This is a genomic window from Limnobacter sp. 130 (assembly GCF_902506325.1).
Classification (GTDB): Bacteria; Pseudomonadota; Gammaproteobacteria; order Burkholderiales; family Burkholderiaceae_B; genus Limnobacter.
Map to the genome: position 1 here is coordinate 290,953 of NZ_LR732330.1, position 23,885 is coordinate 314,837.

Consider the following 23,885-nt stretch of genomic DNA (forward strand, 5'->3'; position numbering starts at 1 on the left):
CCTTTGCATTAGTGCTTAAACCAGCTTTTCGATCTGGCAAACGGTGGTCTTCGTTTCCTGCATCATCGTCACGCTGTCGTAGCCGTAGGTGGTTGCAGTGTTCACTGCCTCACCACGGACAACAGGTGCCGCACCTTCCGGGTAGTACTGCAGAAGGTCTTTGCCTTCCCAGTGTCCAGAGAAGTGGAATGGCAGGAACACTGTGTCTTCACCCACGCGGCGTGTGACCAAGGCTTGCACCTGGATCTTCGCGCCAGTTGGGGTCATGACACGTACCTGATCGCCATGCTTGATGCCACGGTCGTTCGCTGCCTTGGGGTTGATTTCAACAAACATGTTTTGTTGAAGCTCAGCCAGCCATGGGTTGGAACGTGTTTCTTCACCGCCACCTTCGTATTCCACCAAACGACCTGAAGTCATGATCAAGGGGAAAGACTTGCCAATGTCGGCATTCTTTTCCTGAAGAGACTTGTACAGGGTCGGCAAGCGCCAGAAGGCTGCCTTGTCGTCGTGTGTTGGGTACTTGGCCACCAAGTCAGGCTTGGTCGAGTACAGCGGTTCGCGGTGCTTGGGCACTGGATCCGGGAAGTTCCACACCACGGCGCGGGCCTTGGCGTTACCGAATGGATGGCAACCGTGCTTCATAGCGACGCGCTGGATACCACCGGACAGGTCGGTTTTCCAGTTTTTGCCTTCGGCTTCGGTTTTTTCTGCTTCGGTGAGGTCGTCCCACCAACCCAACTGCTTGAGAAGGTCGGCTGTGAACTCGGGGTGACCGGTTGTAATTTCAGCGCCCACTGGGTGTGATCCAGCCTCGGCCAACAGGTTGACACCGTCTTTTTCAACACCGAAGTTGGCGCGGAAGTTACCGCCACCGTCCATAAGCGATTTTTCTGTCGAGTACAGGTTGGGTGAACCGGGGTGTTTGATATCGGCTGTGCCGTAGCAAGGCCAAGGCAAACCGAAGTAATCACCGTCGCATGGTCCGCCCTCAGCTTTCAGGGTGCGAACGTTGAAGGTGTGCATGTTTTTCATGTGCAACTTCAAGCGCTCTGGGCTTTGGCCTGTGTAACCAATGGTCCATGAGCCCCTGTTGATCTCCTTCAAGACGGATTCCATTTCTGGTTCCATCATGCCGCCCTTGCCTTTCACCAAAGTGTGTGAACGGCTGAACTCGTCAGCAAAGCCCAGTTTTTCGGCCAGTTGATACATGATCATGTGGTCGGTGCGGCTATCGAACATCGGTTCGATCACCTTTTCACGCCACTGCAGTGAACGGTTGGAGGCTGTGCACGAACCGGCACACTCGAATTGTGTGGCTGCGGGTAGCAGATACACTTCGCGGTTGGGGTTCAGGCCAGCAGGATCGCCGGGCATGGCAGCCATGGAGGCGGTTGCTGAAGGATAAGGATCAACGACCACGAGCAAGTCGAGCTTGTCCATGGCTTTCTTCATGTCCAAACCACGGGTTTGTGAGTTCGGTGCATGCCCCCAGAAGAACAAACCACGCAGGTTACCTGCTTTCTGGTCGATCAACTCGGGGTTTTCAAGCACACCGTCTACCCAACGTGACACAGTCATACCGGCTTTGGTTGACATGCCCTCTGAGTAGCGACTCTTGATCCACTCGTAATCCACACCCCAAACACGGCACCAGTGCTTCCAGGAGCCTTCGGCAACGCCGTAGTAGCCTGGCAGTGAGTCTGGGTTTGGACCTACGTCGGTCGCGCCCTGTACGTTGTCGTGTCCGCGGAAAATGTTGGCACCACCACCAGACACACCAATGTTACCCAAGGCAAGCTGCACGATACAGGATGCACGAACCATGGCGTTACCAATGGAGTGCTGGGTTTGACCCATACACCACACCAGAGTACTGGGGCGATTTTTAGCCATCATTTCGGCTACTTTGTACATTTGGGCTTCGCCCACACCGCAGGCCTCTTCGACCTTGTCGGGTGTCCAGTTGGCCATCACATCGGCCTTGATCTGGTCCATGCCGTAAACACGGTCGTTGATGTACTTCTTGTCTTCCCAGCCGTTCTTGAAAATGTGGTGCAACAAGCCAAACAGGAAAGGAATGTCTGAGCCAGAGCGAATACGCACGTATTCGTCTGCGCGCGCAGCAGTGCGTGTGAAACGTGGATCCACCACGATCATTTTCGCACCGGTTTCCTTGGCGTGAAGCATGTGCAACACAGACACGGGGTGCGCTTCGGCTGCGTTTGAGCCGATGTACAAGGCGCACTTGGTGTTCTGCATGTCGTTGTAGGAGTTGGTCATTGCACCATAACCCCAGGTGTTCGCAACGCCAGCCACCGTGGTGGAGTGGCAAATACGCGCCTGGTGATCACAGTTGTTGCTGCCCCACATCGATACCCACTTGCGCATCAAGTAGGACTGTTCGTTGTTGTGCTTTGAAGAGCCGATGAGGAATACGGAATCAGGACCGTTTTCTTCACGCAGTGCCAGCATTTTCTTGGCGATGCCGTCGAGCGCTTCGTCCCAGGAAATTTTCTGGTACTTGCCGTCCACCAATTTCATGGGGTATTTCAAACGGTATTCACCGTGGCCGTGCTCACGAAGCGCCGCACCCTTGGCACAGTGCGCGCCCAGGTTAATGGGGCTGTCGAACACCGGATTTTGGCGAATCCACACACCATTCTGCACTACTGCATCGGTGGCGCAACCCACTGAGCAGTGCGTACAAATTGTGCGTTTGATTTCAATTGCGCCGCCGGCTGTGCTGCCTTCAGCAGCCGCTTCAGCGCGTTTGACCATACCAAACGGCAGGCTGCCCGCAACGGCACCCGCACCCACGCCAATTCCGGAGCGCTTCAGGAAAGCGCGGCGGTCCATTGTGGCACCCAAGCGCGACCCAATTTTATTGAGCAGGCTGTGGTTGTGATTTGGGATCACTTTGGCCACTGTCTTGTCGTCTCTTCTCTTTAACATCCTGGTCTCCTTGAGTTACACCAGCAAGGTTCTGTAATAGGTTTTCACATGCTCAGAGAGCTGGTAACCCTTCGATTTCTTTTCTGTGCCTGCGGCAGCGGCTTGTTCGGCCACTTCAGGTTGTTTACTTACCACCAGTGCAGCACCGGCAGCAGCAACACCCACACCGGCACCCACCAGGAACTGGCGTCGTGCAAGCTTGGGTTTGTCTTGACTTATCATTTTCTTGGTCATCTCATCACCTCCAATCAAACGGCACTTTCAAAATCGAAAGACTGTGTTTCAACATCAAAGAACACGCGGGCCAAACGACCCACAGTTTTGTAAAAATCGGTATTGCTGGCTGCCTCTATGTCGTCGGCCATGCGGCCATACCAGCTCGCCATGTGGGCCTGGAAGAACGCACGCTGCTCTGCAAACGACACAGGTGGCTCGTCCGCCAAAATCAAATAACGCATCACTTCGCACAGAAAAGCGATGTGGTCTTCGGTTTCCACCAAAGCTTTGTCGCGGGTCAATCCAAACTTTGCCAGGTCATCGCGCAAGGCAATCAAGGGCTTTTCGTTCAAAAAACCAGCCATGTAATACGAGCCATACAACATCACTTCGGGGCGACCCACGCCAATGAAGTTGTCGACAAATTCCTGATTGATTTTCTTGCTGTCGAATTGCTCCACCACGCGAATGAGCTCGGAAAACTCGAAGCCCAACGGTGTTGTAATGTCGAGCGTGCCGCGATCAATTTCACGGAAACGGGCCAGAAACTCATCGTTCACCTTGCCGGAAAACAATTGGGACAACAGGCCATAAAAATCGGCACGAGCCCAGTCTTCGCCGGCGATCAGGTTGTCATCCTGTTGAACCTGGGTGGTCATTTTTTCACCTCAAATATGGTCATTTCATCTTTGGCGCTGTACATGTCAGTTACGCGGCAATCGGCGCACATTTTCAACCGGTTTGCATTTCGTTCAAACATGCTGTGCGCACTCAGTTTTGCAAACATGTTCTCGATCATGTGCTTGGTGCCAAACGCTTTTCCACAGCTGATGCAGTGGAATGGCTGCGATTCGTTCAACACGCGCTTTTCGCGAGCTGCCGGGCCAAGCAACAGCTGTGGCACCAATTCCATTGCATTTTCGGGACAAGTTTCAACACACAATCCACACTGAACACAGTTCCGTTCAATGAAGCGGAGCTGAGGCAATTCGGGATTGTCGATCAGTGCTGAAGCTGGACAAGCGCTGGTGCAGCTCATGCAAAGCGTGCATTTGTCTTTGTTAACCAACACGGCACCAAAGGGTGCGGAAGCGGGCAATGCTATTGGTTCTTCAAAATCGAGCTGAGCATGCTTTTGAGCGTGCTCTGCCAGATGATCCACAGCGAACTCCATGCGGGTTCGCTTGTTGGAAGACAGCTCGAAGCTGGCTGCTTGCACACCGGAAGCGACCAAATTCGACGGCTGGAACAACTGCTCGGTTTGCCCAACGGCAAGAAGGCGGACACGGCGCTGCAAACCCATGGCTTCGAGCAGCGTATTTACCCAACCTACTTGTGCGCCAAGCGGCTCACCATAATGGGCCCCTTCCAGCGCAGATTGCACAATCGTAATTCTGTCTACACCAAAAGCCAGGGCCGACAACCACAAGTCTGGGCCCGCACTTGCACTGTGATTCAATTCGATGGGCAACAAACTAAAATCTGAGGAAGCGGACTTGCCGGCATTGATTGCCGCCATTTTTTTGGCTGACTCCAGCCAGTTGTGTTCAAAGTCTGGGCCGTGAAACACCAATTCCAACTTTTTTCCACCATTTGCACGAAACGCTTTCACAGCCGTTTTAATCGCGCGCCCCTGCGCAGTTGCGGGGCTCAATGCAAATTGAATTGCGCCGGTTGGGCACACGGTAGTACAGGCACCACAACCTAAACAAAGATGTGGATTTACCTCAATTTTTTCACCGGCAGATCGGATTGCCTTGGTACTGCAGGCGTCGATACAGTTGCTGCAGCCCTCTTTGTTCGAACGGCTGTGCGCGCAAATGCCCGACTTGTAATCAAAAAACTTGGGCTTCTCGAATTCACCCACAGTTTGAACTGCGTCCAGCATGGCTTCGAGCATAAGTTGCTCACTGTCGCCCACATGCCAATAACCCAAAGGCGCTTGGCGATCAGCAAACAAGCCCGGCATGGTGCAGTCAATGACCATGTCGTATTCGCGCGCTGAAACCAAATTCATGTCGGAAAACGAAATGGCTTTGAACTCGCCACACGCCTTGATACATGCACCGCTTTGATCGCAACTGCCGAGGTCAATCGCAAAGGAATCTTTGGAGATCGACTTTGTTGGGCATGCATCAACACAAGCGCCGCAGCGTGTGCACATTTCCATGTCCACAGGGTTTGTTTTTCGGGTATTCAGAGTGAACGAACCCAAGTAACCCTCGGCTGAATCAACAGCCAAAGCCAGCACATTCAAATCACGCTTGGCTGGCAACACAACGCCAGAGGCATCAACAACCAACAAATCAACGGTGAGGTTGTTGGCCAGCGTTTGGGCATGGTGAAGCTGCTTGTCGGTTTGCGAAACAACAGCAATGCGGCCTTGCGATTTGAACAGCACGGCCGGGACGGGTTCTACCTGAAATTCAGTTTCGTAGGCGGCGAGTGCCGCAACGGCTGCGGCTGCCTCGGGAGATGACTGCAGGCCGGGCTGACCTCTCAGCAATCCGCGCAAATTTACGAATTCAATTGTTTGGGTGTTTGCAGATGCGCCTGAAACAGATTCGAACACCGCCTGTTCCTGAGTACACCCTACGAAACAACGCGCACCGCTGGACCGGTTTTTTGAATCAAGAATCGTGGAAATACCATCGCGACAAGCACGCTGAGCGGACAAAAACCGTACTCCGTCGACACTGACGTTTTTCAACGCCTTGTCAACTGTCTCGCCGCTTCCCTGGCAACCACACACAAACACATCCGAGTTGGTCATCTAAAACTTCTATTTTGGTTATTTGGCAATTAATTGCAAAACTTGTGCCACACCCACCCCGTAATTTTTCTTATTTAAAATCATTGGACTAGGAGAAGGGTCTTGTATACAAGGAAGGCATGTGGTGCATTTTGTCTGTATCGACATGGACAATCGATACGACAAAATGTACCAAATGAAGATCATTTTTTTGGAAGATTTTCGAACGATCGTTCTGTTAACTGTTCTTGTGAATCAATGGCTTGCGATTCATTAGGGATTACCCTCGGGTCACCCTCGGTTTGTGTATTTTCTTCACCGGTCTGTGCTTCGTTTTCCTGTTTGTCTAGCACAGGCGTTGGAACTTCCGGCAACTCATCAACCGACCCAGGCAAGGCATTCAAACCCTCTTTTATGTCACCTATTTTCGGTAATTCAAGGTCTGGGCGACTCAACAATTGCTTTGACAACGTCATCTTGCCAATGTCCTCCTGACTCAACGGAGTGAACTTGCTGTAGTCATCAATGTAAATATCCAAACCGTCCATGACATTGAATTCCGGGCGGGAAAACAGAGCTTTGAAGGCCTTGTTTTTCAACTCTGCGGATACTTTGTCCACCATAAACGCCTTGATATCACCGCCCTGCTCCACTTTTGTTAAATCGGCTTCGGTGGGCAAAGGAATATCGACTTGGGGCTCTTTCGAGACCGCCACCGCTGAATCGTCACTGGAATCGCGATTCAACTCAGCAGGGGCCTGTTTAATGCTCAGCTCACTGCCCCCTTGAATTGGCTCCGAGAGGTTTTCAAGTTGTTTTTCCTGCTCTTTGGCCTCCAGTTTTCGCTTTGACCACCTGCTTAGAAAATTATCACTCATCGCTTTAACTACGCTCCCCAGGTTTCACAAAAGACTGTGGGCGCCGGCGCTGCTTAGGCTCGGGTTGATACCTCGCCTGCACCAACTCAGCAAGCCAACTTGCCACGGGGCCAGGCAATGGAAGCGTTTGGACTTCCTCATTCGAGTCCATCCAGCGCGCCGCTTCGTCATAACTTAACGTTGCTTCAAAAACCGATGGTCTCAAGGTCTTGTTGTCTTCGGGATAACGTACGCAAAAGAAAACATAGGGCACTTCAGTATCAAGGTTTAAAAAATAGCCTTGCAATTGGTCTTGGTACACCTCAACTTTAAGGGTTTGCACCAGTTCTTCATCACCTTGTTCCAAGGGTACTTCCGCCGGACACATGTCAAGAACCTGCCAGCGAAAAGGCTGCCAGGGCGACTGTTGCATTACTTTTCCGATTTTTACTTTGATCGCCAGTTCACCCAGCACCAAAAAATTTGCACTCAAAAAACACCTCTGCGAGTTGCCGGTGCCCGCCAGTACGGGCACAATTCATGGTTATTAGATTAGAAGATACACCACAAGTATCACAATAGGAGTTTGCCCCATGGGGCGAGGGATTGAACGATGACAGACCGAGTTATTCAACTGGTCCAGGACAATTCGCGCGTAATTCCATTGAATTTCAGCGCGCCCGCAAGCATTGAAGTACCCGCAAAAGATCATTTCAATCGCAGGCTTCATGACTTGCGCATTTCTGTCACTGACCGCTGTAATTTCCGTTGCGTGTACTGCATGCCAAAGTCGATCTTCGACAAGGATTACCAGTTTTTACCGCACAAAGATTTGCTCAGCTTCGAGGAAATCGAACAGGTGGCCCGTCAATTCGTGGCCTTGGGTGTAGAAAAAATCCGCCTGACTGGCGGTGAACCGCTGCTGCGCAAAAACATCGAAATACTGATCGAGAAGCTGGCCCGCTTGCAAACACCCAACGGCAAGCCTGTTGAAATTACGCTGACAACCAATGGCACCCTGCTTCGAAAAAAGTCCAGAATATTGAAAGAGGCGGGACTGAACCGCGTCACTGTGAGCCTGGATGCGATCGATGATGCCGTGTTCAAAGCCATGAATGATGTCGACTTTTCAGTCAATGAGGTACTGGATGGTATTGAGGCTGCTTACGAGGCTGGCCTGGGGCCGATCAAAGTAAACATGGTTGTGAAAGGCGGCATGAACGATGACCAGGTCCTGCCAATGGCCAAACACTTCAAGGGCACACCGCACATTCTGCGCTTTATTGAGTACATGGATGTAGGCAGCAGCAATGGCTGGAAAATGGACGAGGTGGTGCCTTCAGCGCGCATCGTGAACATGATTTCCCAGCAGGTATCCCCATTACAAATGCTGGATGCGAACTACACTGGCGAAGTTGCAGAACGCTGGAAGTACAGCGATGGAAACGGGGAAATTGGCGTTATTTCGTCGGTAACCCAGGCCTTCTGTAAAGATTGCACACGCATTCGCCTGTCGACCGAGGGCAAACTTTACACCTGCCTGTTTGCAAGCAAGGGACATGATTTAAAACCGCTGATTCGTTCAAACGCATTGCCTGAAGCAATTGGCGAACAACTGAATCATGCAATCAGAAACCTGTGGGCTGTGCGGGCCGATCGCTACAGCGAAATTCGAACTGAAAACACCACGCAGCCAAAAGACAGAATCGAAATGTCTTACATCGGCGGCTGAGGAATTGATTGAAGCAAGTTATGGCAGCACACATACAAACCACCCATGCAAGCATTCCCAGCACCGTTGAAATTACCGCAATCAACGAACGTGGCGAACAGGTACCCGTTCAAATTTCCGGAGAGCACCCGCTTACCCTGTACTTCGACAAAAAAGAACTGCTGACCATCATGACTCTGGGCGCGCAACCCGAGGCCTTGGCGTTGGGTTGGCTGCGCAATCAACGACTGGTTTCCGACCCATCGGAAATTTCAGCCATTCACGTGGATTGGGAAACAGAAAGCGTTGCAGTTACTTCTACCGTGCTGAAGACCACTGGCCAGACAATTTGGGAAACCACAGAAAAAGCCCAAAAACTGGAGAAGAAAACAACCACTTCCGGATGCGGTCAAGGCACTGTATTTGGCGACTTGATGGAAGATCTGGACAAGGTACATTTAAGCAATGCCTACAACCTGTCGCAAGACGTGCTGTACGGTGTGATGGACCAGGTGAGGAAACACGAATCCATATACAAACAGGCAGGTGCCGTGCACGGTTGTGCGCTTTGTTCCAACAGCGGCGAGAATCGCGGAGAGATATTGCTGTTTGTTGAAGACGTGGGCAGACACAACGCCGTGGATGCCATTGCCGGTCAAATGTGGTTGCACGGCATGACTGGCGAAGACAAGATTTTTTACACCACCGGGCGCTTAACCTCCGAAATGGTGATCAAGTGCGCCCAAATGGGCATACCGGTGTTGGTGTCTCGATCCGGGCTGACGCAAATGGGCTATGAAATCGCCCAAAAACTGAACATCACTATGCTGGGTCGCTGTCAGGGCAAGCACTACCTGCTCTACAGTGGCACGCATCGATTCAACACTTTAACCAACACACAATTCGCATGAGTATTTCACTTGATGACATCACTGGCGTTATCCTGGCAGGCGGAATGGGCCGTCGCATGGGTGGCATTGACAAAGGACTTCGAAATTTCAAAAACGCACCGCTGGCGCTTCATGCAATGATGCGTTTGAATGGACAGGTAGGCAGCATGACCATTAACGCCAACAGAAATATCGGTGTATACGAAGGGTTTGGCATTCCTGTCATCTGCGATCAACAACCCGATTTCGCAGGGCCTTTGGCAGGTATGCAAACCGCCCTTGGCTATGCCACTGTGCCTTTTTTGGTCACGGTACCTTGTGATGTGCCAATGTTCCCAATGGATCTGGTGGAAAAGCTGGGCGCACCGTTTGAAAAGAATGTGGGATTGATGTTGACAGTGGCCGCGACCAAGGGTCGACACCACCCGGTGTTTTGTATGATGCGCACCGAGTTGCTACCCAGCATGGAAGAGTTTTTACGCAAGGGTGGGCGAAAAATTGACGCATGGTACGCCAACATTCCTCATGAAGCAGTCGAGTTTGACGACGAGGCTGCTTTTCACAACGTCAATACCCTTGACGAACTTAAAGAGCTTGAGCAGAAATCCTGAGTAGCAGAACAAAGCATGGAAACTGATTTTCAAACGGTCGATGAAGCAAGGCTGAAAATACTGGCGCTTCTTCAGCCTATTACCGGGACACGCACCGTAGCCATTCGAGAGGCGCTCGACCAGGTGTTGGCAACAGACTTGCTGTCACCCATCAATGTGCCAGCACACGACAATTCCGCGATGGACGGCTATGCCTTCAGCGGGCACTGTATTCAAGCCGCAGGCATTACCAATCTGAAAATGGTCGGCACTGCTTACGCTGGAAAGGCCTTCAACGGCAATTGCGGCAAGGGTGAATGCGTGCGCATCATGACTGGCGCAGTAATGCCCGAGAATTGCGACACAGTGCTGATTCAAGAAAATGCCACCGTCAGTGGCGACACCATCAGCTTTCCGCCAGGTGCCGTCAAAGCCGGGGACAACCGCAGATTGGCGGGTGAAGACCTGACCATCGGAAAGCCTGCCCTGCCCGCCGGTAAGGTGCTGCGCCCAGCAGACTTGGGTTTAATTGCCTCATTGGGTATCGCGGAAATTGCCGTACGCAGAAAACTGCGGGTGGCTTTTTTTTCCACTGGCGACGAACTCCGATCTTTGGGTCAACCCCTGGATGAAGGCTGCGTGTATGACAGCAACCGCTACACATTGTGGGGCATGCTGACACGCCTGCGATTCGTTGAATTACTGGATATGGGCGTTGTGCATGATTCACCTGAAGCGCTTGAGCAAGCCATGCTTCAAGCCATGGAACAGGCAGATGTTATCGTGACTTCGGGCGGTGTTTCTGTCGGCGAAGCCGACTACACAAAACACGTGATGGAAAAACTGGGCAGCGTGAATTTCTGGAAAATTGCCATGCGCCCCGGTCGCCCCATGGCTTTTGGTCAAGTGCACAACAAAAACACAGGTGATTCAGCATATCTGTTTGGTTTACCTGGCAACCCGGTGGCGGTCATGGTCACCTTTTACGCATTTGTTCGTGACGCCTTGTTCAAATTGGCTCACGCAAATACCTTACCAATTCCCATAGTCACCGCAAAACTTGCGCAGAACGTGCGCAAGCGCCCGGGGCGCACCGAATATCAACGCGCCCGACTCGATATGACTCAAGGCACTCCAATTGCACACCTTACAGGTGCACAAGGTTCCGGTATTTTGCGCAGCATGTCCGAATCCGATTGCTTGCTGGTGCTGGCCCATGATCAAGGTGACTTAAAAGCGGGCGACTCGGTGCTGGCCCTGCCGTTTGAAGGCTTGATTTAAGTTCCCAATGAACCCCACCCGGGGGAGTGAACCAAGTGAGTGATTTTCAGGGGTAAGTTCAGGCGCTACCATGGGCGCTCTTGAATTCAGGCCCCTGACATGCTCCAAGACCCCCGCCCCATCAAACCGTTACAACACACCCTGTGCAGTGTGCTGGAAGAGTTAGGGCTGGAGTTTCTGCCCAGCCAGTGGGCACTGCAATCCGAGCTGCTTGAGTCTGGCGACGACGCTGAACTGAATCACGTGTTGGGCTATCTTTCCGCCTGCAATATTTCCCGGCAACTATTTCACGAGGTGTCGCCCGGGGAAATCAAACACCTGGGCCCATTCACCCTGGCCATGTTGCACAACGGCCAGTGCGGTCGGCTTGAAGAATTGATTGCACGTCATCCTGAGCAAACCGCCTTGAAATGGGCGCTTCAAATTGACTCGATCAAACCCGACAGCGTCCACGCCAACACCAACCACACACCCTCAAGCCTGCTCGGCTTTTGGCAACAACTTCGCGACAGCCCATGGTTACGCGAAGCGCTGAATTTCGAGAACGGAAGCTTCAAGCCAGTGATCTACGCATCACTGCTAATTAACTTGTTGGCCTTGGCTGGCCCACTGTTTTCGCTTCAGGTGTACGACCGGATCATCCCCAACCAAGCCTACGCATCAATGATTGCATTGCTGATGGGTGTGTTCCTCTGCCTGGGGTTTGAACATGCGTTAAAGCATGCCCGCCACCGCCTGATGGAAATTGCCGCGACATCAATTGACGTCCGCTGCACCACACACCTGTCAAAAGCACTCCTGAATGTACCCATTAACAAAACAGAACCCACTTTGCTGCTACAGCATCTTCGCTCGTTTGAACAACTGCGAGAATTGATCACAGGTGTATTCCTGCTGGCCTTGATTGACTTGCCTTTTCTGGTGCTGTTTTTGGCAGTAATCGCGCTGATTCACCCAGCGTTTTTATTGATCGCTGGTGGCGTTATTGGATTAACACTGTTATTCATAGCAACCTCGCACAGAACAATTTCCCGGCTAGGGCAAATCCAGATGCGGCAAAGCCGCGAAACTCAAAGTCAATGGCTGGATTCACTGGCCTGCCTGGACAACATTCAAGCCCATGGCGTGCAACAGGCTCACAGCCAATTGCTCAACAAACTACAACTTAAGTCGCGATTAAGCGGCAATGCTGTGCGCGATCAGCTCTTTTCAGTCAACCAACGCATACACCTGCTACAGCAAAGCAGTTGGGTGCTTACAATTTCGCTAGGGGTTTACTTCATTGTTGAGAAACAACTCACAGTGGGTGGATTGATCGCAGTGTCGATGTTGACCATGCGCTGCTTTGCCCCCATTCAAAAACTGCAAGCGCACTTGGTGCAAACGCATTCAGCCCAATCCAGTTTCGAAGAACTTGACCAGTTTTTAGGCCAGCAAAATCAATCAAAAACACAACGTAACGCGCTTGAACGCGTGGATCACATTGCGCTTGAATCAGCCAGTGTGCTCAAGCCTGGGCGCAACAACACTACAGCACAACCCTTTGACTTCATACTTCGCGCCGTGAACTTGAACCTACACGCTGGTGAGCGACTCGGAATTATTGGCACCACAGGTTCAGGAAAAACCTCCCTGCTGAAACTACTGGCACAACAGCTGAAATGCGACCTGGGTCAACTGGCGGTCAACAAACTGTCTGTCGACCATATTCACGCCAGTGAATTTCAATCCAAAGTGGGCTATGCCAGCCAACCTCCGGTGTTGATCAAGGGTAGTTTGCTCGACAACATTCGCTTCATGCGCCCAAACATTGGCACCGCAGACTGCTGGAAAGTTTTACGGCAACTGGGCCTGAAAGAATGGGTAGACCAGCACCCCGACGGAATTCACATGGTGATTGAAAGCCAAGGCAACAATTTGTCCTCTGGGCAAAAACAGGCCGTGTCGCTGTGCAGGGCACTGGCTGGTCAACCGCAATTGGTGCTTCTCGACGAACCCACCGTGTGCCTGGATCAACACATGGAAAACCAGCTAATACAACACCTGCAACAACTACCGGAACAAACTATTCTGGTGTTTACCACGCACAAACTGGGGCTACTTTCTTGCGCAAACAGCTTGGTTCTAATGCACAACGGGCAAATACACACACAAGGGGGAAAACCTGAAGTACTGCACGCCGCCAACGCACTTGCCACGCAGCGCAAACAAGAAAGGCAGATTAAACAATGAGTATTCAAAACACGATAAAGGGGATCATTCATTGGTTTGCGGGGAAAAGTGAGCCGCACCACATGCCTGCTACAGCCGCGCTTGAACAATCACGGCTGTGGCAACAACAACAAGTGATCACCAGGCGACTGGTGCACTGCTGTGCGCTCACCTTGCTGGCCTTGCTTGCTTGGTCTGCGATTGCAACAGTGCCCCAGGCCGCGCATGGCGAAGCACGGGTAGTGCCTTCGCAGCGCTTGCAAGTGATTCAAACCGTGGACGGCGGGGTGATCAACCAAGTGTTCGTACGCGAAGGCCAATTGGTGAAAGCCGGTGACAAACTGGTGCAAATCGACATCACCCGCTTTTCATCAAGCCTGAAGGAAAAGGAGGCGATCGATGCCTCGTTTCAATTTCGGGAAGCCAGGTTAATGGCCCAACTTAACAAAACCGCACTGAATCTGCCTGCGGCTTTGGTTCAACAATTTCCCGATTTATACATGCAAGAATCCAAGCTGCTGCAAACCAAATTGCAAGAGTGGGCTGCGCAGACACAAATTTATGAGCAGCAACTTGATCAACGGCAACGCGAGCTTGATGAAGCTCAAAGTAATGCCACTGCGGCCAAACGCAATCTGGAAATATCCGAACAAGAATTGGGCAGCATGCGGCCTCTTCTAAAAAGTGGCGCGGTGTCACCAATCGAAGTGCTTCGTCTTGAACGCGATGTGGCCAAAGCCAAAGGCGACTTTGAAGGCGCCAATGCCCAGACCAATCGGCTTCATTCCGCGATTCGTGAAGCTCGCCAAAAAATTGAAGAAATTCGCTTGAAACAAATCAATGAAGCGCGCACTGAACTGTCCGAGGTCAAAGCGCGACTGGCCAGTCTGGAGCAAAACCAGATCGAACTTTCCGACCGGGTAAACCAGGCCACATTGAAAACCCCGGTAGACGGACTTGTACAGCGCATTTTGTACAATACCCGCGGGGCCGTTGTACCTGCAGGAAAGGAAGTGATCGAAATTGTACCGATTGATGAACAATTGGTTTTCGAGACTCGAATTAATCCGAAAGACATTGCATTTATTCGCCCCGAACAACATGCCAATATTCGTGTAACGGCCTATGACTATGCCATTTACGGCGCACTTGAAGGGACGGTGGAGAGTATTTCCGCAGACAGTTTACTTGACGAATTTGGCCGACCTTACTTCAGTGTAAAAGTCACGGTGCAACGCCAGCAGGTGCACGAAAAAATCCGTTTAATGCCTGGCATGGTTGCCAATGTGAGCATTGAGACCGAAGACCGAACGGTGTTGTCCTACCTCACCAAGCCGGTTTTACGGGGTTCGATCCAAGCCTTCACTGAACAGTGAAGCAAAGCCACCCTTACAAATAACTCCATAGAGTTAACTCCCGCTCATCCTGACCCAATCACCTGTTTGGCACACACTGGATTTGGAACCAAACTCGCGACTCGATCACTTATCAATGACATCGAATCCGAGGACCCGTATGAGCGAGAAGCCCGTTGTGAATGCCCAAGAATGCGACCCAAGTACACTGGGACTGGCCAGAAAACCGCGCCCTGCCCTGAAACGCAAGCCGCAAACCGAGGTGGTTGTACAACTGGGGCCATTTACCGATGGACAGATTACCGCCCCTGAAATGGTTCGCCCCCTGGAAGGACCAACCGAATGGCTGATCAAACCGAAAACCGGTGAAATTGTGCCTTTCGATGCGGGTACCCCACCTGACAAAGATGTTGTTCGCAAATACATTACCGTAGAAGCCCAAGACAACGACGTCCCCGAAGACCTTCCGAAATTGAGCGAAGGCTATGTTGTGGAACGCGTCAGCCAGGACCCACTACCCAGCATGGATGGCGAAGTGGGCGAGAACGGTACCGACACGGTCCGCGTGGTTGAAAAAGAAGGTCCTGCCAGTGTGGAATGCAAAGACATGCCACCCCCAACACCCGTGGATGAAAATGAAGAACCGCCGCCCGTAGACCCACCCGTCGACGAAGAGGAAGACTGCGAATGCCCCGCACCGCCCACCTGCCCCCCGGTAGATGAGCAGGAAGAATGCAAGACCGATCCAGATTGCCCCGAAGTAGATGCGGTGAATGACTGTGCGAGTACCAAGGTAGATTGCCCAGTCATTGTCGACGTGCTCGACAACGACCTGGGCTGTGGCGAATTGAAAATCACCGAAGCAAGTGCAGAAAACGGAACAGTTGAAATCAGGGACGGCAAATTGCACTACACGCCCAACGAGGGATTTTGTGGTGAAGACGTTATCAGCTACACCATTGGTGACGACGGTTGCCTGACCGACACCGCCCATGTGTACATGAATGTTGAGTCAATTGACACACCCGTCAGTGACAGTGACTGCCCCACAGACTACACAGAAAACGCTGGTGACACGGGCGACACCAAGATGCACGACTATGAATACTCATCCGAAGAATATTCGGTCGATGCCGTCGTACAAGCCACTCAAGAAAAAGTGCAGGCTTATCTGGAGCATGCCCAGGAACAAGCCAACGAACACACCCAAAGCAAAGCAGGATGGGCTTCAAGTTTCAGCGCCAGTGACTTTGACTCTTCATCCTGTGTACCCGCCGAAGACGCAGTTGCGGTGTGCTGATGCAATTTAACGAACGAGCCAACATGAACACAAGCCACACGCCAAACACCACATTGAGAACCTTGCCTGCAGCAATGTTTCTCGCCCTGCTCACTTTCAGCGTGCCCGCTGCATGGTCCCAGGAAAATCAGGCCACTCCTGCCGTAGAAACGCCCAACCCCTTGCAACAAAGCGTAATCAAGGGTTTGCAAAACAGCCCCACACTGGACGCCGATGTGCATGCACTTGAGGCACAAATGGAGGAAGCAAACGTGGTCTTTGGCACCCTGCTGCCCACGGTCGATGCGCGGGGTTCGGCAGGTCGGGAACGCACCAGCATTGAGAACTCGGACACACGCACCTACAACGCAAATTCCTATGGAATTGAGGCACGCCAAAACCTTTACAACGGGTTTGCCTCTCAGGCCCGCTACATGGCCGCCCATTCCGGGGCCATGCAAAGTTATTACCGATACATCAACAAGGCCAATCAGGTGGCCTTTGAAGCGTCCAGTGCTCATGTGGACGTTTCCCGGTTTCAGGCCCTTACTCTACTTTCAGAAAACAATCTGAAATACCACCAGGACCTGATGAACCGCATCGAAGAGAAAGTGAAAAGCGGAGTTAGCCGCCAATCCGATCTTGAGCAGGCACGCAGCCGATACACCTTGGCCTTGGGCAACCTGGCGACCGAGAAAGCGAACACATTTTCGTCGATGGCAAATTACCAGCGAATTACAGACACGGTTTGGCCTGTGAATCAAGCAGGGGAATATGTTGTTAACGCTAACTTTGAAGTCGAAAACAAAGAACGCCTGGTATTCGCCCTGAACAACCACCCCTTGCTGAAAGCCTCTAACGCGGCAATTATCACCGCCAAGCAGGAAGTGACAGCAGCCAGCGAGGGCTTTCACCCACGCCTTGACCTGCGCGCGAAAACAGATGTGTACAGCAATTACCTATCTACCTTCGATGAGCGACAAATTTCATCCATTGACTTGCTGGCAACAATTAACCTGTACCGCGGCGGTGCCGACAACGCCTCCCGAAACGCCGCGATCAAACGACGACTTCGCAGCCTGGACGACAAGCTGATTATTTGCCGCGCCATTCGCCAGTCAACACAAACCTCCTTGTTCGACGTGGTCAGTTCGCAAAAAAAACTGAATTACTTTCGTGAGCAGGCAGCGGCAATTACCAAAGCACGTGCCGCATACGAGCAGCAATTCGCCGTGGGGCGGCGTAGCCTGCTCGATTTGCTGAGCGCGGAAAATGAGTACTATCAGGCGCAACGCGCCCTGATCAATATTGAAGCGGACTTAAGCATTTCAAAACTGAAACTGCTGGCGGCTACAGGGCAACTCACCACGCTGTTTGCAGTTGATGAGCTGGTCAACGCTGACGAACCCACCAAACGCAATGTCTTGTTCTACAAAGAACAAACGCAGAGTGGTGCGGAAGCAGAAGGCTGCCCGGCCAGTTTGATTAATCTTGAAGATTTTGATTTGCCCAATATTGGATTCGACGAGGCGCTGAAGTCAGTCGATGCCAGCAATAGCCTGCCCCCGATTCAGTTGGCTCAGCTCAACGACGGTGGCCCCACTCAACAAGTGGCAGCATTTGGTGACCCTGCAGAAGTATCAAAAAGCCTGATCGACAAAACGAAAGCGTGGGCCAAAGCATGGGAAAACAAAGACCTGAACAGCTACATTGCGTTCTATGCACCCAACTTCAAACCTGAAGAAGGAAGCTACGAAGCTTGGGTAAGTCACCGGCGTGATCGAATTTCGAAAGCGCAAGGAATCGACATCGAAATTTCAGACTTGCAAGTCATTCCCAGTTTCGACAAACCCGATGAATATGAAATCAGTTTTGTTCAGGATTATCAGGCGAAGTCGTATCAGGAACGCTCAAAAAAAGTACTGACCTGGAAAGAAGACAAAGGCATTTGGCAAATTATTCGCGAACAAAACATGCCTTTTACCACCGCGCAAACCCAAGGTAAAAAGGGTTTGAATCTGGCGCAGGCCAAGGTCGAATAATTCAATAACCGCTAGGCCATCAGGCTGCGGGCCAACACTCGCAGCCGCTCGTACATTGCACACTTGCTCAAGCTCAAACTTCCCGACTCAGAAAATACTGCGGCATTGCCCGCATTGCCGCCTTCCCTGAAACCATCCAAAGCGCTGAATTCGCCACCCTGTTCCACGCCACCTTCGGCCACTCGGCTTGCACGTACCACACTGACCCCATTGAGCAACAAACGGCGTAACACTGAAACACAATCGTCAGGAATGTTGCCATGGCCTGGTGCAGCAACAATTACAGAGGCAGGCTTGCGACTCAAAAGGTCATTTAATTGACGCAAAGCGCCGTTTCCAGGCACGCAGTACACCACAGGGACTTCCATGGCTTCGAACAGGGGGTGCCCGGTTGCATCGTCATCAAATAGTTTTGAAAACTGACCTTGCGTCCCTGAATCCAAGGGCGAACTTAACGCCTCCTGGCTGTTCAGACAATTTGAATCAGGCACCACGGAATAAGGTCCGTCGAAGGCATCGAAACCCGCTGTACTTTGCTTCTCCACGCATGCCGCAGGCGTAAACAAGCCCTGCATGAACAAGCCAAACGGCATGGCGCTGTTTGGCTGGCGACCCATCAAACATTGCTCGATAAAAGCCAGTGCACCACGCAAGTTTTCTGGGCCATCGGCTTGTTCGGCATCGGCAGGCAACATGGCGCCGGTGAACAGCAAAGGTTTACTAAAGGCTGAAGTGGGCAATGTAAGGTGGAGGAAGTACAGCATGTCTTCCACGGTATCGGTGCCATGCGTCACCATGACCGCGTCTACCAAGGGCGATTGAAGCAAGCGCAAGAGAACTGAACGCAGTTGCAGCATGTGCGACAGCTGCAGGTTTTGACTACCAATGCTGTAAGGTTGCTCAAAATGCCACTGTGCGCGGCGCAACAAATCGGGCATGTCAACTACAAGGCTTTCACCGCTGCGTTGGGCTGATTCATAAGCCCAGGTTTCCGATCCTTCGGTCAAAGCACCGGCAATGGTGCCACCTGTGGCCACCAATGCCACGCGGGGTAAGGTGTCAGGTGTTTGCGGGCGCATCGTCATCATCCAGCGGGTCCACCTTGCTGTCGTTGAACCCCAAAACACTCAGGGCATCTTTCTCGGGCAACTCATCAACGCCTTTCAATTTGCGTTGCATGGCGCGTGAACGAACTTCTGCGCCCTCAATATTTTTAGCGGCTTTTTCCAGGGTATCGCGCGTTTTGGCAAGAATATCGCCAAATTTACTGAACTCAGTTTTGACGGCGCTAAGCACTGTCCACACCTCGCTCGAACGCTTTTCGAGTGCAAGGGTTTTAAAACCCAGCTGAAATGCATTCAACAGTGTGGTCAAGGTAATGGGGCCGGCCACCGTAACCCGGTGCAAACGCTGCAGGTCATCGACCAGGCCTGGGCGCTTCACCACTTCAGCATACAAACCCTCGGTGGGCAAAAACAGAATGCCGAAATCGGTGGTGTAAGGCGGGGCCAGGTATTTTTCTGCAATTGTTTTGGCTTCGGCGCGTATGGCCATGTCCAATGCTTTGGATGCGGTGGCCACGCCATCGGCATCTGCCCGGTCAAAACATTCAAGCAGGCGTTCGTATTGCTCTTTGGGGAACTTGGAGTCGATGGGCAACCACACGGGTTGGTCATCTTCCTTGCCCGGCAGGCGCACTGCGAATTCAACAATGTTGTTGCTGCCCGGTACAGGTTTAATATTGCGACCGAACTGCGACGGTGTCAGCATTTGCTCAAGCAATGCCTGCAACTGCACTTCGCCCCAGGTGCCACGGGTTTTCACATTGGTTAAAACGCGCTTTAAATCGCCCACCCCAGTGGCCAGGGTTTGCATTTCACCCAAACCTTTGTAAACCTGTTCAAGCCGCTCGCTGACCTGCTTGAACGATTCACCCAAGCGGGTTTCCAATGTGGCGTGCAGTTTTTCATCCACCGTTTTACGCATCAATTCCAGCTTGCTGGCATTGTCGTCTTGAATGTCTTTGAGCTTTTGTTCAACCGACAAACGAATTTGCGTAAGCTGATCTTGAATCAGGGTGTTGGTGCGGTGCAGGGTTTCAGAAAACTGGTTCAGTTTCTCAGATTGAATTTGATTGCCCTGCGTGAATTGACCCACAATAATTTGCTGCAAACCATGTGCGGCCTGCTGACTCTCGGTGCGCGCTTGGGCAAAAGTTTGCTGAAGCAATTCAGCCTGTTTTCCCTGTCGTGTTTCCATGTCTTGATTAACAAGACGCAGTTGCTTGCCCAACTCTTCCGAGACGAAACGCTGCTGGGCCTGCGCATCCATGAGCTCATCAAGATTGCTCAACACCTGTTGTTGAAATTGGGCAAGCTCGGCCGAATTGTCGGCTGACATTTTTCGGTACACCAGGAAAAGACCGATCAGGACCACAAGCAACAGTCCCAGAACTGCCCATATCAGTGAAGCCTCCATGCTTACTCGCCCTTGATTGAAATGGTGTTCAAACCCTTGGCGCTGCCCTCGGGATCGGGTTTGTTACGCATCCAGTCGGCTGTGCGGAAAAATGACAACATCAGCCCTTCAATGACTTTCTCGGGCAGTTGCATGGCACGCAAGGCATTGACCATGCACAACAGCCATTGGTCACGGTCCTCACTGGAAATGGGAAAGGGCATGTGGCGCATGCGCAAACGTGGATGACCAAACTGGGGCGAATACAAGTCGGGACCACCCAACCAGCCCGACAGGAACAGGTAAAACTTTTCGCGTGAATGATTCAGGTGAACCGGGTGCAGCTTGCGAATGCGCTCGAAATCGGGGTTTTGATCCATTTCGTCGTAAAACAGATCAACCAGCTTGCGCACGCCCACCTGTTGGTCTTCTGGCGTGTCGCCGAAGTAAAGAATGGGCGATTTGGGTTGCGCGTCGTCGCTTGTGTTGGTGCTGGTGCTGCTTGAATCGTTGTTGCTCATGGACATGCCGGCCTGAATTTGGGTCTGGGTAATGCGGATAATCTACCCACATTGTACCGGCATGTAACATGCTTTACGCGGTGGCTTGCCTCAAGGTTTGCATCACCGGTGCGCGGCACACCTTGTTCACTGACCATGCACCAAACAACACCGACACCGCAGCACCTGCCACCACCCCCGCAACAATGTGCATGGGCGACAGGAAATATTCAAACTCGAACACAAAATGCGCCACACCCCAGCCCAAACCCTGGGCGGCTATTGCAGCCACCAAGCCAGCCAAAGCACCCAGCACAGAAAGCTCGAGCCATGCGGCGCGTTGAAGTTGCGCAGTAGAAGCACCCATGGCGCGGTAAATCGCGGCTTCGCGGGTGCGCACCCGTGCACCTGTCATGACGCAGGCCACCACCACCAAGCCACCTGCTGCCACAGTGAACAGAAATACAAATTGAACAGCCTGCCCCACCTGCCCCAGAATTTTGCGAAGCTGGGTGATCACCAGTTCAGTGTCCAGTACCGTCAAGTTGGGGTAACTGCGCACCAACTCACGCGACACAGGAATGGCTTTGTCTTGTTGCAAACTGACCGAAGTAATCCAGGTTTGCGGGAAACTTTCCAGCACTTCGGTCGGAAACACCATGAAGAAGTTCACTTCCATGGAATCCCAACGCAGTTCGCGAATGCTGGTAATTTCAACCGTGAGCGGTGTGCCTGCAATGTCGAAAGTCAGCTTGTCGCCCATGGCGAGCCCCAGGCGCACGGCCACGCCATCTTCAACTGAAACCTCTGCTTTGACTTGTGTTTCGTCAAACCATGCGCCTTCTGCAAGGGTGTTGTGCGTGGGCAATGTATCGGCAAAACTCAGGTTCAGTTCACGTTCCACGGTATTGCGGGCACGTTCATCAGCGAAAGTTTCCGCAGTAATGATTTCTCCATTGATGGCGCTTAAACGGCCACGCACCATGGGATACAGGCGCACGGGATTCTGGCTTGCCGTATTCAGGGTTTGTTGCACGCCCTCAACTTGATCCGGTTGAATATTGAACACAAAACGATTGGGTGCGTCTTCGGGCACGGCTTCTTGCCAGCGGTCAATGAGATCACCCTGCACCACAGCCAGCATCAACAATGCGGCAAGGCCCAACGCAAGGCTGACACCCTGCAACACCAGTGTGCTGGCACGTTTGGACATGCTTTGAAACACCGCAATGTTGGAACCTTTGGACGACCTGCCCCGCCCGAAATAAGCCAAGGCCTTGAGCAGGCCCCAAAACAACAAGGCAAACACAAGGGAGGTGCCAACAAAGCCGGCGAACAGCAACAGGGCCAACACCACATTGTTCACAATCAGCAAACACACAGCAATTGCCGTGAGCACGCCAAACAGCACAGACAACACCAATTGCCCACCACTGCTTTTAAGCGTTTGATGACGAATTACTGCCACTGCCGGTGCACGCAAGGCATACCAGGTTGGCACCGCAGCAAAACCGAACAACAGCAGTGCTGACAGCAAAATACCCATGGGCAGGTAATACAAACCGGCCAGTGGCAAATCAACCCCCACCAGTTCGGCCAGCAAGGCCAGCAAGCCCCAGTGGGCCGCCCACCCCAAGGCCACACCCAGCACCCCTGCACCCAGCGTTAACAGGCCCATGCCGATGACCCACATGCGCAACAGGCGTTTGGGCGTGTAACCCAGGCTTTTCAGCACGGCCAATTCGCTGGCCTGCTCTTTGGCAAACAAATGCGCAACAAGCGCAATGCCCACGCAGGCCACCATGGTGCCGATCAGTGCGGCCATGGCCAGAAAATCATTGGCGCGTTCTAAAGTATTGCTGATCTCCGGACGCCCGTTTTCAAGGGTTTCAATTTCCTCGACAGGGGTTAACTGGGGAGTAAGTTCAGTGATCAGTTGGTCAACCAGGGGTTGAGCGCCTGTGAAATAAATTCGCCAGGTGGCGCGCGAGCCAAGGCCCAGCAACTTCGATTCGCCCAGGTCGGCGGTATTCATCATCACGCGAGGGGCAAAATTAACAAAACCACCGCCACGGTCAGGCTCTACCAGAATGACGCGCGTTACCGGGCGTGTAATTTCGCCCACCTGAATTTCATCACCCAATTGAACATCCAGCGAACCCAATACGCCTTGGTCTACCCAAAGCTCGCCTTGTGGCGGACCACTGGCCACTTTTTCATCCTGCCCCTGTGCGTTGCGCACTGTCATTTGTCCACGCAGCGGATAAGTGTTGTTCACTGCTTTCAGAGACACAAGCAGATCAACCCGCTCGGAAGGGACCACGCTGGGAAACACCACGCTTTGCGCCTGCTTCAAACTGGCGTATTCCGGCTTGTCCAGCACGGAAAGCCAAGGTGCGGCATCCACATTGCGTTTGGATTCAATGACCAGGTCTCCGCCCAACATTTGGCTGGCGTCGCGCACCAAAGCCGCCTCGATGCGGGCTGAAAACACCCCCACGGAGGATATCGCGGCCACAGCCAAGACCAAGGCCACGAACAAAATGCGGAACGATGCACGGCGTGATTGCCGCGCCCAATATTGAAAAGACTGCATGGGGAAAGCGCTTGCTGGGTAAAACACCAGTTTAGGACAAAGCGCGGGGATACAGGTTCCCCTGAATATTGCGGCGCAGTAATTTCTTCATGAATAAAACACGCAAAAAATTGACCGATCGTGCTATTTTGAGTGCTGACTCCAACAATAAAAATTACTTTTAAGTAACATAAGTAAATACATTACAAAAAAC

The 23,885-nt window shown here is 52.3% G+C and carries 18 protein-coding genes; 8 read left to right on the forward strand and 10 right to left on the reverse strand.

The genetic code is table 11. The features are described 5' to 3' along the window. Positions 1–15: 15 nt before the first annotated feature. The 6 genes from FRIGORI9N_RS10390 to FRIGORI9N_RS10415 all read right to left on the reverse strand — a co-directional run bounded on the left by FRIGORI9N_RS10390 (position 16) and on the right by FRIGORI9N_RS10415 (position 7,273). Complete coding sequence (locus FRIGORI9N_RS10390; RefSeq protein WP_159570470.1) at positions 16–2,955, reverse strand: formate dehydrogenase subunit alpha; 2,940 nt, start codon at positions 2,953–2,955, stop codon at positions 16–18. Positions 2,956–2,970: 15 nt separating this feature from the next. Further along, positions 2,971–3,189 carry a twin-arginine translocation signal domain-containing protein gene (locus FRIGORI9N_RS10395; protein WP_236550867.1) on the reverse strand — a complete coding sequence of 73 codons (219 nt, stop codon included), beginning with the start codon at positions 3,187–3,189 and terminating at the stop codon, positions 2,971–2,973. A gap of 14 nt (positions 3,190–3,203) precedes the next feature. Then, positions 3,204–3,830 (reverse strand): molecular chaperone, encoded by a 627-nt coding sequence (locus tag FRIGORI9N_RS10400; RefSeq protein ID WP_159570473.1) that lies wholly within the window; start codon positions 3,828–3,830, stop codon positions 3,204–3,206. Further along, entirely contained in the window at positions 3,827–5,944 is a 2,118-nt protein-coding gene (locus FRIGORI9N_RS10405; RefSeq protein ID WP_159570476.1) for a 4Fe-4S binding protein, read from the reverse strand. Before FRIGORI9N_RS10405 ends, FRIGORI9N_RS10400 begins: the two co-directional genes overlap by 4 nt. A 182-nt stretch (positions 5,945–6,126) precedes the next feature. Then, positions 6,127–6,801: a DUF3306 domain-containing protein gene (locus FRIGORI9N_RS10410; protein WP_159570479.1), complete on the reverse strand. Its 675-nt coding sequence runs from the start codon at positions 6,799–6,801 to the stop codon at positions 6,127–6,129. A gap of 4 nt (positions 6,802–6,805) precedes the next feature. After that, complete coding sequence (locus tag FRIGORI9N_RS10415; protein ID WP_159570482.1) at positions 6,806–7,273, reverse strand: DUF3305 domain-containing protein; 468 nt, start codon at positions 7,271–7,273, stop codon at positions 6,806–6,808. 120 nt (positions 7,274–7,393) lie between these two features. On the opposite strand from FRIGORI9N_RS10415, the gene moaA reads away from it, so the two are divergent. The 8 genes from moaA to FRIGORI9N_RS10455 all read left to right on the forward strand — a co-directional run bounded on the left by moaA (position 7,394) and on the right by FRIGORI9N_RS10455 (position 18,139). Further along, positions 7,394–8,512, forward strand: a complete 1,119-nt coding sequence (gene moaA / locus FRIGORI9N_RS10420) for a GTP 3',8-cyclase MoaA (RefSeq protein WP_159570485.1) — start codon at positions 7,394–7,396, stop codon at positions 8,510–8,512. A 20-nt stretch (positions 8,513–8,532) separates the two neighbouring features. Next, positions 8,533–9,402 carry a formate dehydrogenase accessory sulfurtransferase FdhD gene (locus FRIGORI9N_RS10425; protein ID WP_159570488.1) on the forward strand — a complete coding sequence of 290 codons (870 nt, stop codon included), beginning with the start codon at positions 8,533–8,535 and terminating at the stop codon, positions 9,400–9,402. After that, positions 9,399–9,992, forward strand: a complete 594-nt coding sequence (gene mobA / locus FRIGORI9N_RS10430) for a molybdenum cofactor guanylyltransferase MobA (RefSeq protein WP_159570491.1) — start codon at positions 9,399–9,401, stop codon at positions 9,990–9,992. Before FRIGORI9N_RS10425 ends, mobA begins: the two co-directional genes overlap by 4 nt. A gap of 15 nt (positions 9,993–10,007) precedes the next feature. Then, positions 10,008–11,252: a gephyrin-like molybdotransferase Glp gene (glp, locus tag FRIGORI9N_RS10435; RefSeq protein ID WP_159570494.1), complete on the forward strand. Its 1,245-nt coding sequence runs from the start codon at positions 10,008–10,010 to the stop codon at positions 11,250–11,252. Between the two features lie 99 nt (positions 11,253–11,351). After that, on the forward strand, positions 11,352–13,484 hold the full coding sequence (locus FRIGORI9N_RS10440) for an ATP-binding cassette domain-containing protein (RefSeq protein ID WP_159570497.1): 2,133 nt from the start codon (positions 11,352–11,354) through the stop codon (positions 13,482–13,484). 62 nt (positions 13,485–13,546) lie between these two features. Then, complete coding sequence (locus FRIGORI9N_RS10445; protein WP_159570500.1) at positions 13,547–14,839, forward strand: HlyD family type I secretion periplasmic adaptor subunit; 1,293 nt, start codon at positions 13,547–13,549, stop codon at positions 14,837–14,839. 139 nt (positions 14,840–14,978) lie between these two features. Further along, positions 14,979–16,118, forward strand: coding sequence for an Ig-like domain-containing protein (locus FRIGORI9N_RS10450; RefSeq protein WP_159570503.1), 1,140 nt, complete (start codon positions 14,979–14,981; stop codon positions 16,116–16,118). A gap of 23 nt (positions 16,119–16,141) precedes the next feature. Further along, entirely contained in the window at positions 16,142–18,139 is a 1,998-nt protein-coding gene (locus FRIGORI9N_RS10455; RefSeq protein ID WP_159570506.1) for a TolC family protein, read from the forward strand. Positions 18,140–18,150: 11 nt separating this feature from the next. Here FRIGORI9N_RS10455 and FRIGORI9N_RS10460 read toward each other — a convergent pair whose 3' ends face one another. The 4 genes from FRIGORI9N_RS10460 to FRIGORI9N_RS10475 form a co-directional block, all read right to left on the reverse strand. Next, positions 18,151–19,218, reverse strand: a complete 1,068-nt coding sequence (locus tag FRIGORI9N_RS10460; RefSeq protein WP_159570509.1) for an asparaginase domain-containing protein — start codon at positions 19,216–19,218, stop codon at positions 18,151–18,153. Then, positions 19,199–20,617, reverse strand: a complete 1,419-nt coding sequence (gene rmuC / locus FRIGORI9N_RS10465) for a DNA recombination protein RmuC (RefSeq protein WP_159570512.1) — start codon at positions 20,615–20,617, stop codon at positions 19,199–19,201. The genes FRIGORI9N_RS10460 and rmuC overlap by 20 nt, the downstream gene beginning before the upstream one ends. Before the next feature lie 2 nt (positions 20,618–20,619). Then, positions 20,620–21,117 carry a group II truncated hemoglobin gene (locus FRIGORI9N_RS10470; RefSeq protein ID WP_201301473.1) on the reverse strand — a complete coding sequence of 166 codons (498 nt, stop codon included), beginning with the start codon at positions 21,115–21,117 and terminating at the stop codon, positions 20,620–20,622. A 73-nt stretch (positions 21,118–21,190) separates the two neighbouring features. Beyond that, positions 21,191–23,692, reverse strand: coding sequence for an ABC transporter permease (locus tag FRIGORI9N_RS10475; RefSeq protein WP_159570518.1), 2,502 nt, complete (start codon positions 23,690–23,692; stop codon positions 21,191–21,193). Positions 23,693–23,885 lie beyond the last annotated feature (193 nt).

Bases quoted from the DNA above. Each gene is read 5' to 3' on its own strand.
- FRIGORI9N_RS10395 (WP_236550867.1), bottom strand. From the start codon at position 3,189: ATGACCAAGAAAATGATAAGTCAAGACAAACCCAAGCTTGCACGACGC.
- rmuC (WP_159570512.1), bottom strand. From the start codon at position 20,617: ATGGAGGCTTCACTGATATGGGCAGTTCTGGGACTGTTGCTTGTGGTC.
- glp (WP_159570494.1), top strand. From the start codon at position 10,008: ATGGAAACTGATTTTCAAACGGTCGATGAAGCAAGGCTGAAAATACTG.
- FRIGORI9N_RS10410 (WP_159570479.1), bottom strand. From the start codon at position 6,801: ATGAGTGATAATTTTCTAAGCAGGTGGTCAAAGCGAAAACTGGAGGCC.
- FRIGORI9N_RS10470 (WP_201301473.1), bottom strand. From the start codon at position 21,117: ATGAGCAACAACGATTCAAGCAGCACCAGCACCAACACAAGCGACGAC.
- FRIGORI9N_RS10425 (WP_159570488.1), top strand. From the start codon at position 8,533: ATGGCAGCACACATACAAACCACCCATGCAAGCATTCCCAGCACCGTT.
- FRIGORI9N_RS10400 (WP_159570473.1), bottom strand. From the start codon at position 3,830: ATGACCACCCAGGTTCAACAGGATGACAACCTGATCGCCGGCGAAGAC.
- FRIGORI9N_RS10445 (WP_159570500.1), top strand. From the start codon at position 13,547: ATGCCTGCTACAGCCGCGCTTGAACAATCACGGCTGTGGCAACAACAA.
- FRIGORI9N_RS10460 (WP_159570509.1), bottom strand. From the start codon at position 19,218: ATGCGCCCGCAAACACCTGACACCTTACCCCGCGTGGCATTGGTGGCC.
- FRIGORI9N_RS10475 (WP_159570518.1), bottom strand. From the start codon at position 23,692: ATGCAGTCTTTTCAATATTGGGCGCGGCAATCACGCCGTGCATCGTTC.
- FRIGORI9N_RS10450 (WP_159570503.1), top strand. From the start codon at position 14,979: ATGAGCGAGAAGCCCGTTGTGAATGCCCAAGAATGCGACCCAAGTACA.
- FRIGORI9N_RS10440 (WP_159570497.1), top strand. From the start codon at position 11,352: ATGCTCCAAGACCCCCGCCCCATCAAACCGTTACAACACACCCTGTGC.
- moaA (WP_159570485.1), top strand. From the start codon at position 7,394: ATGACAGACCGAGTTATTCAACTGGTCCAGGACAATTCGCGCGTAATT.
- FRIGORI9N_RS10405 (WP_159570476.1), bottom strand. From the start codon at position 5,944: ATGACCAACTCGGATGTGTTTGTGTGTGGTTGCCAGGGAAGCGGCGAG.
- FRIGORI9N_RS10390 (WP_159570470.1), bottom strand. From the start codon at position 2,955: ATGTTAAAGAGAAGAGACGACAAGACAGTGGCCAAAGTGATCCCAAAT.
- FRIGORI9N_RS10455 (WP_159570506.1), top strand. From the start codon at position 16,142: ATGAACACAAGCCACACGCCAAACACCACATTGAGAACCTTGCCTGCA.
- mobA (WP_159570491.1), top strand. From the start codon at position 9,399: ATGAGTATTTCACTTGATGACATCACTGGCGTTATCCTGGCAGGCGGA.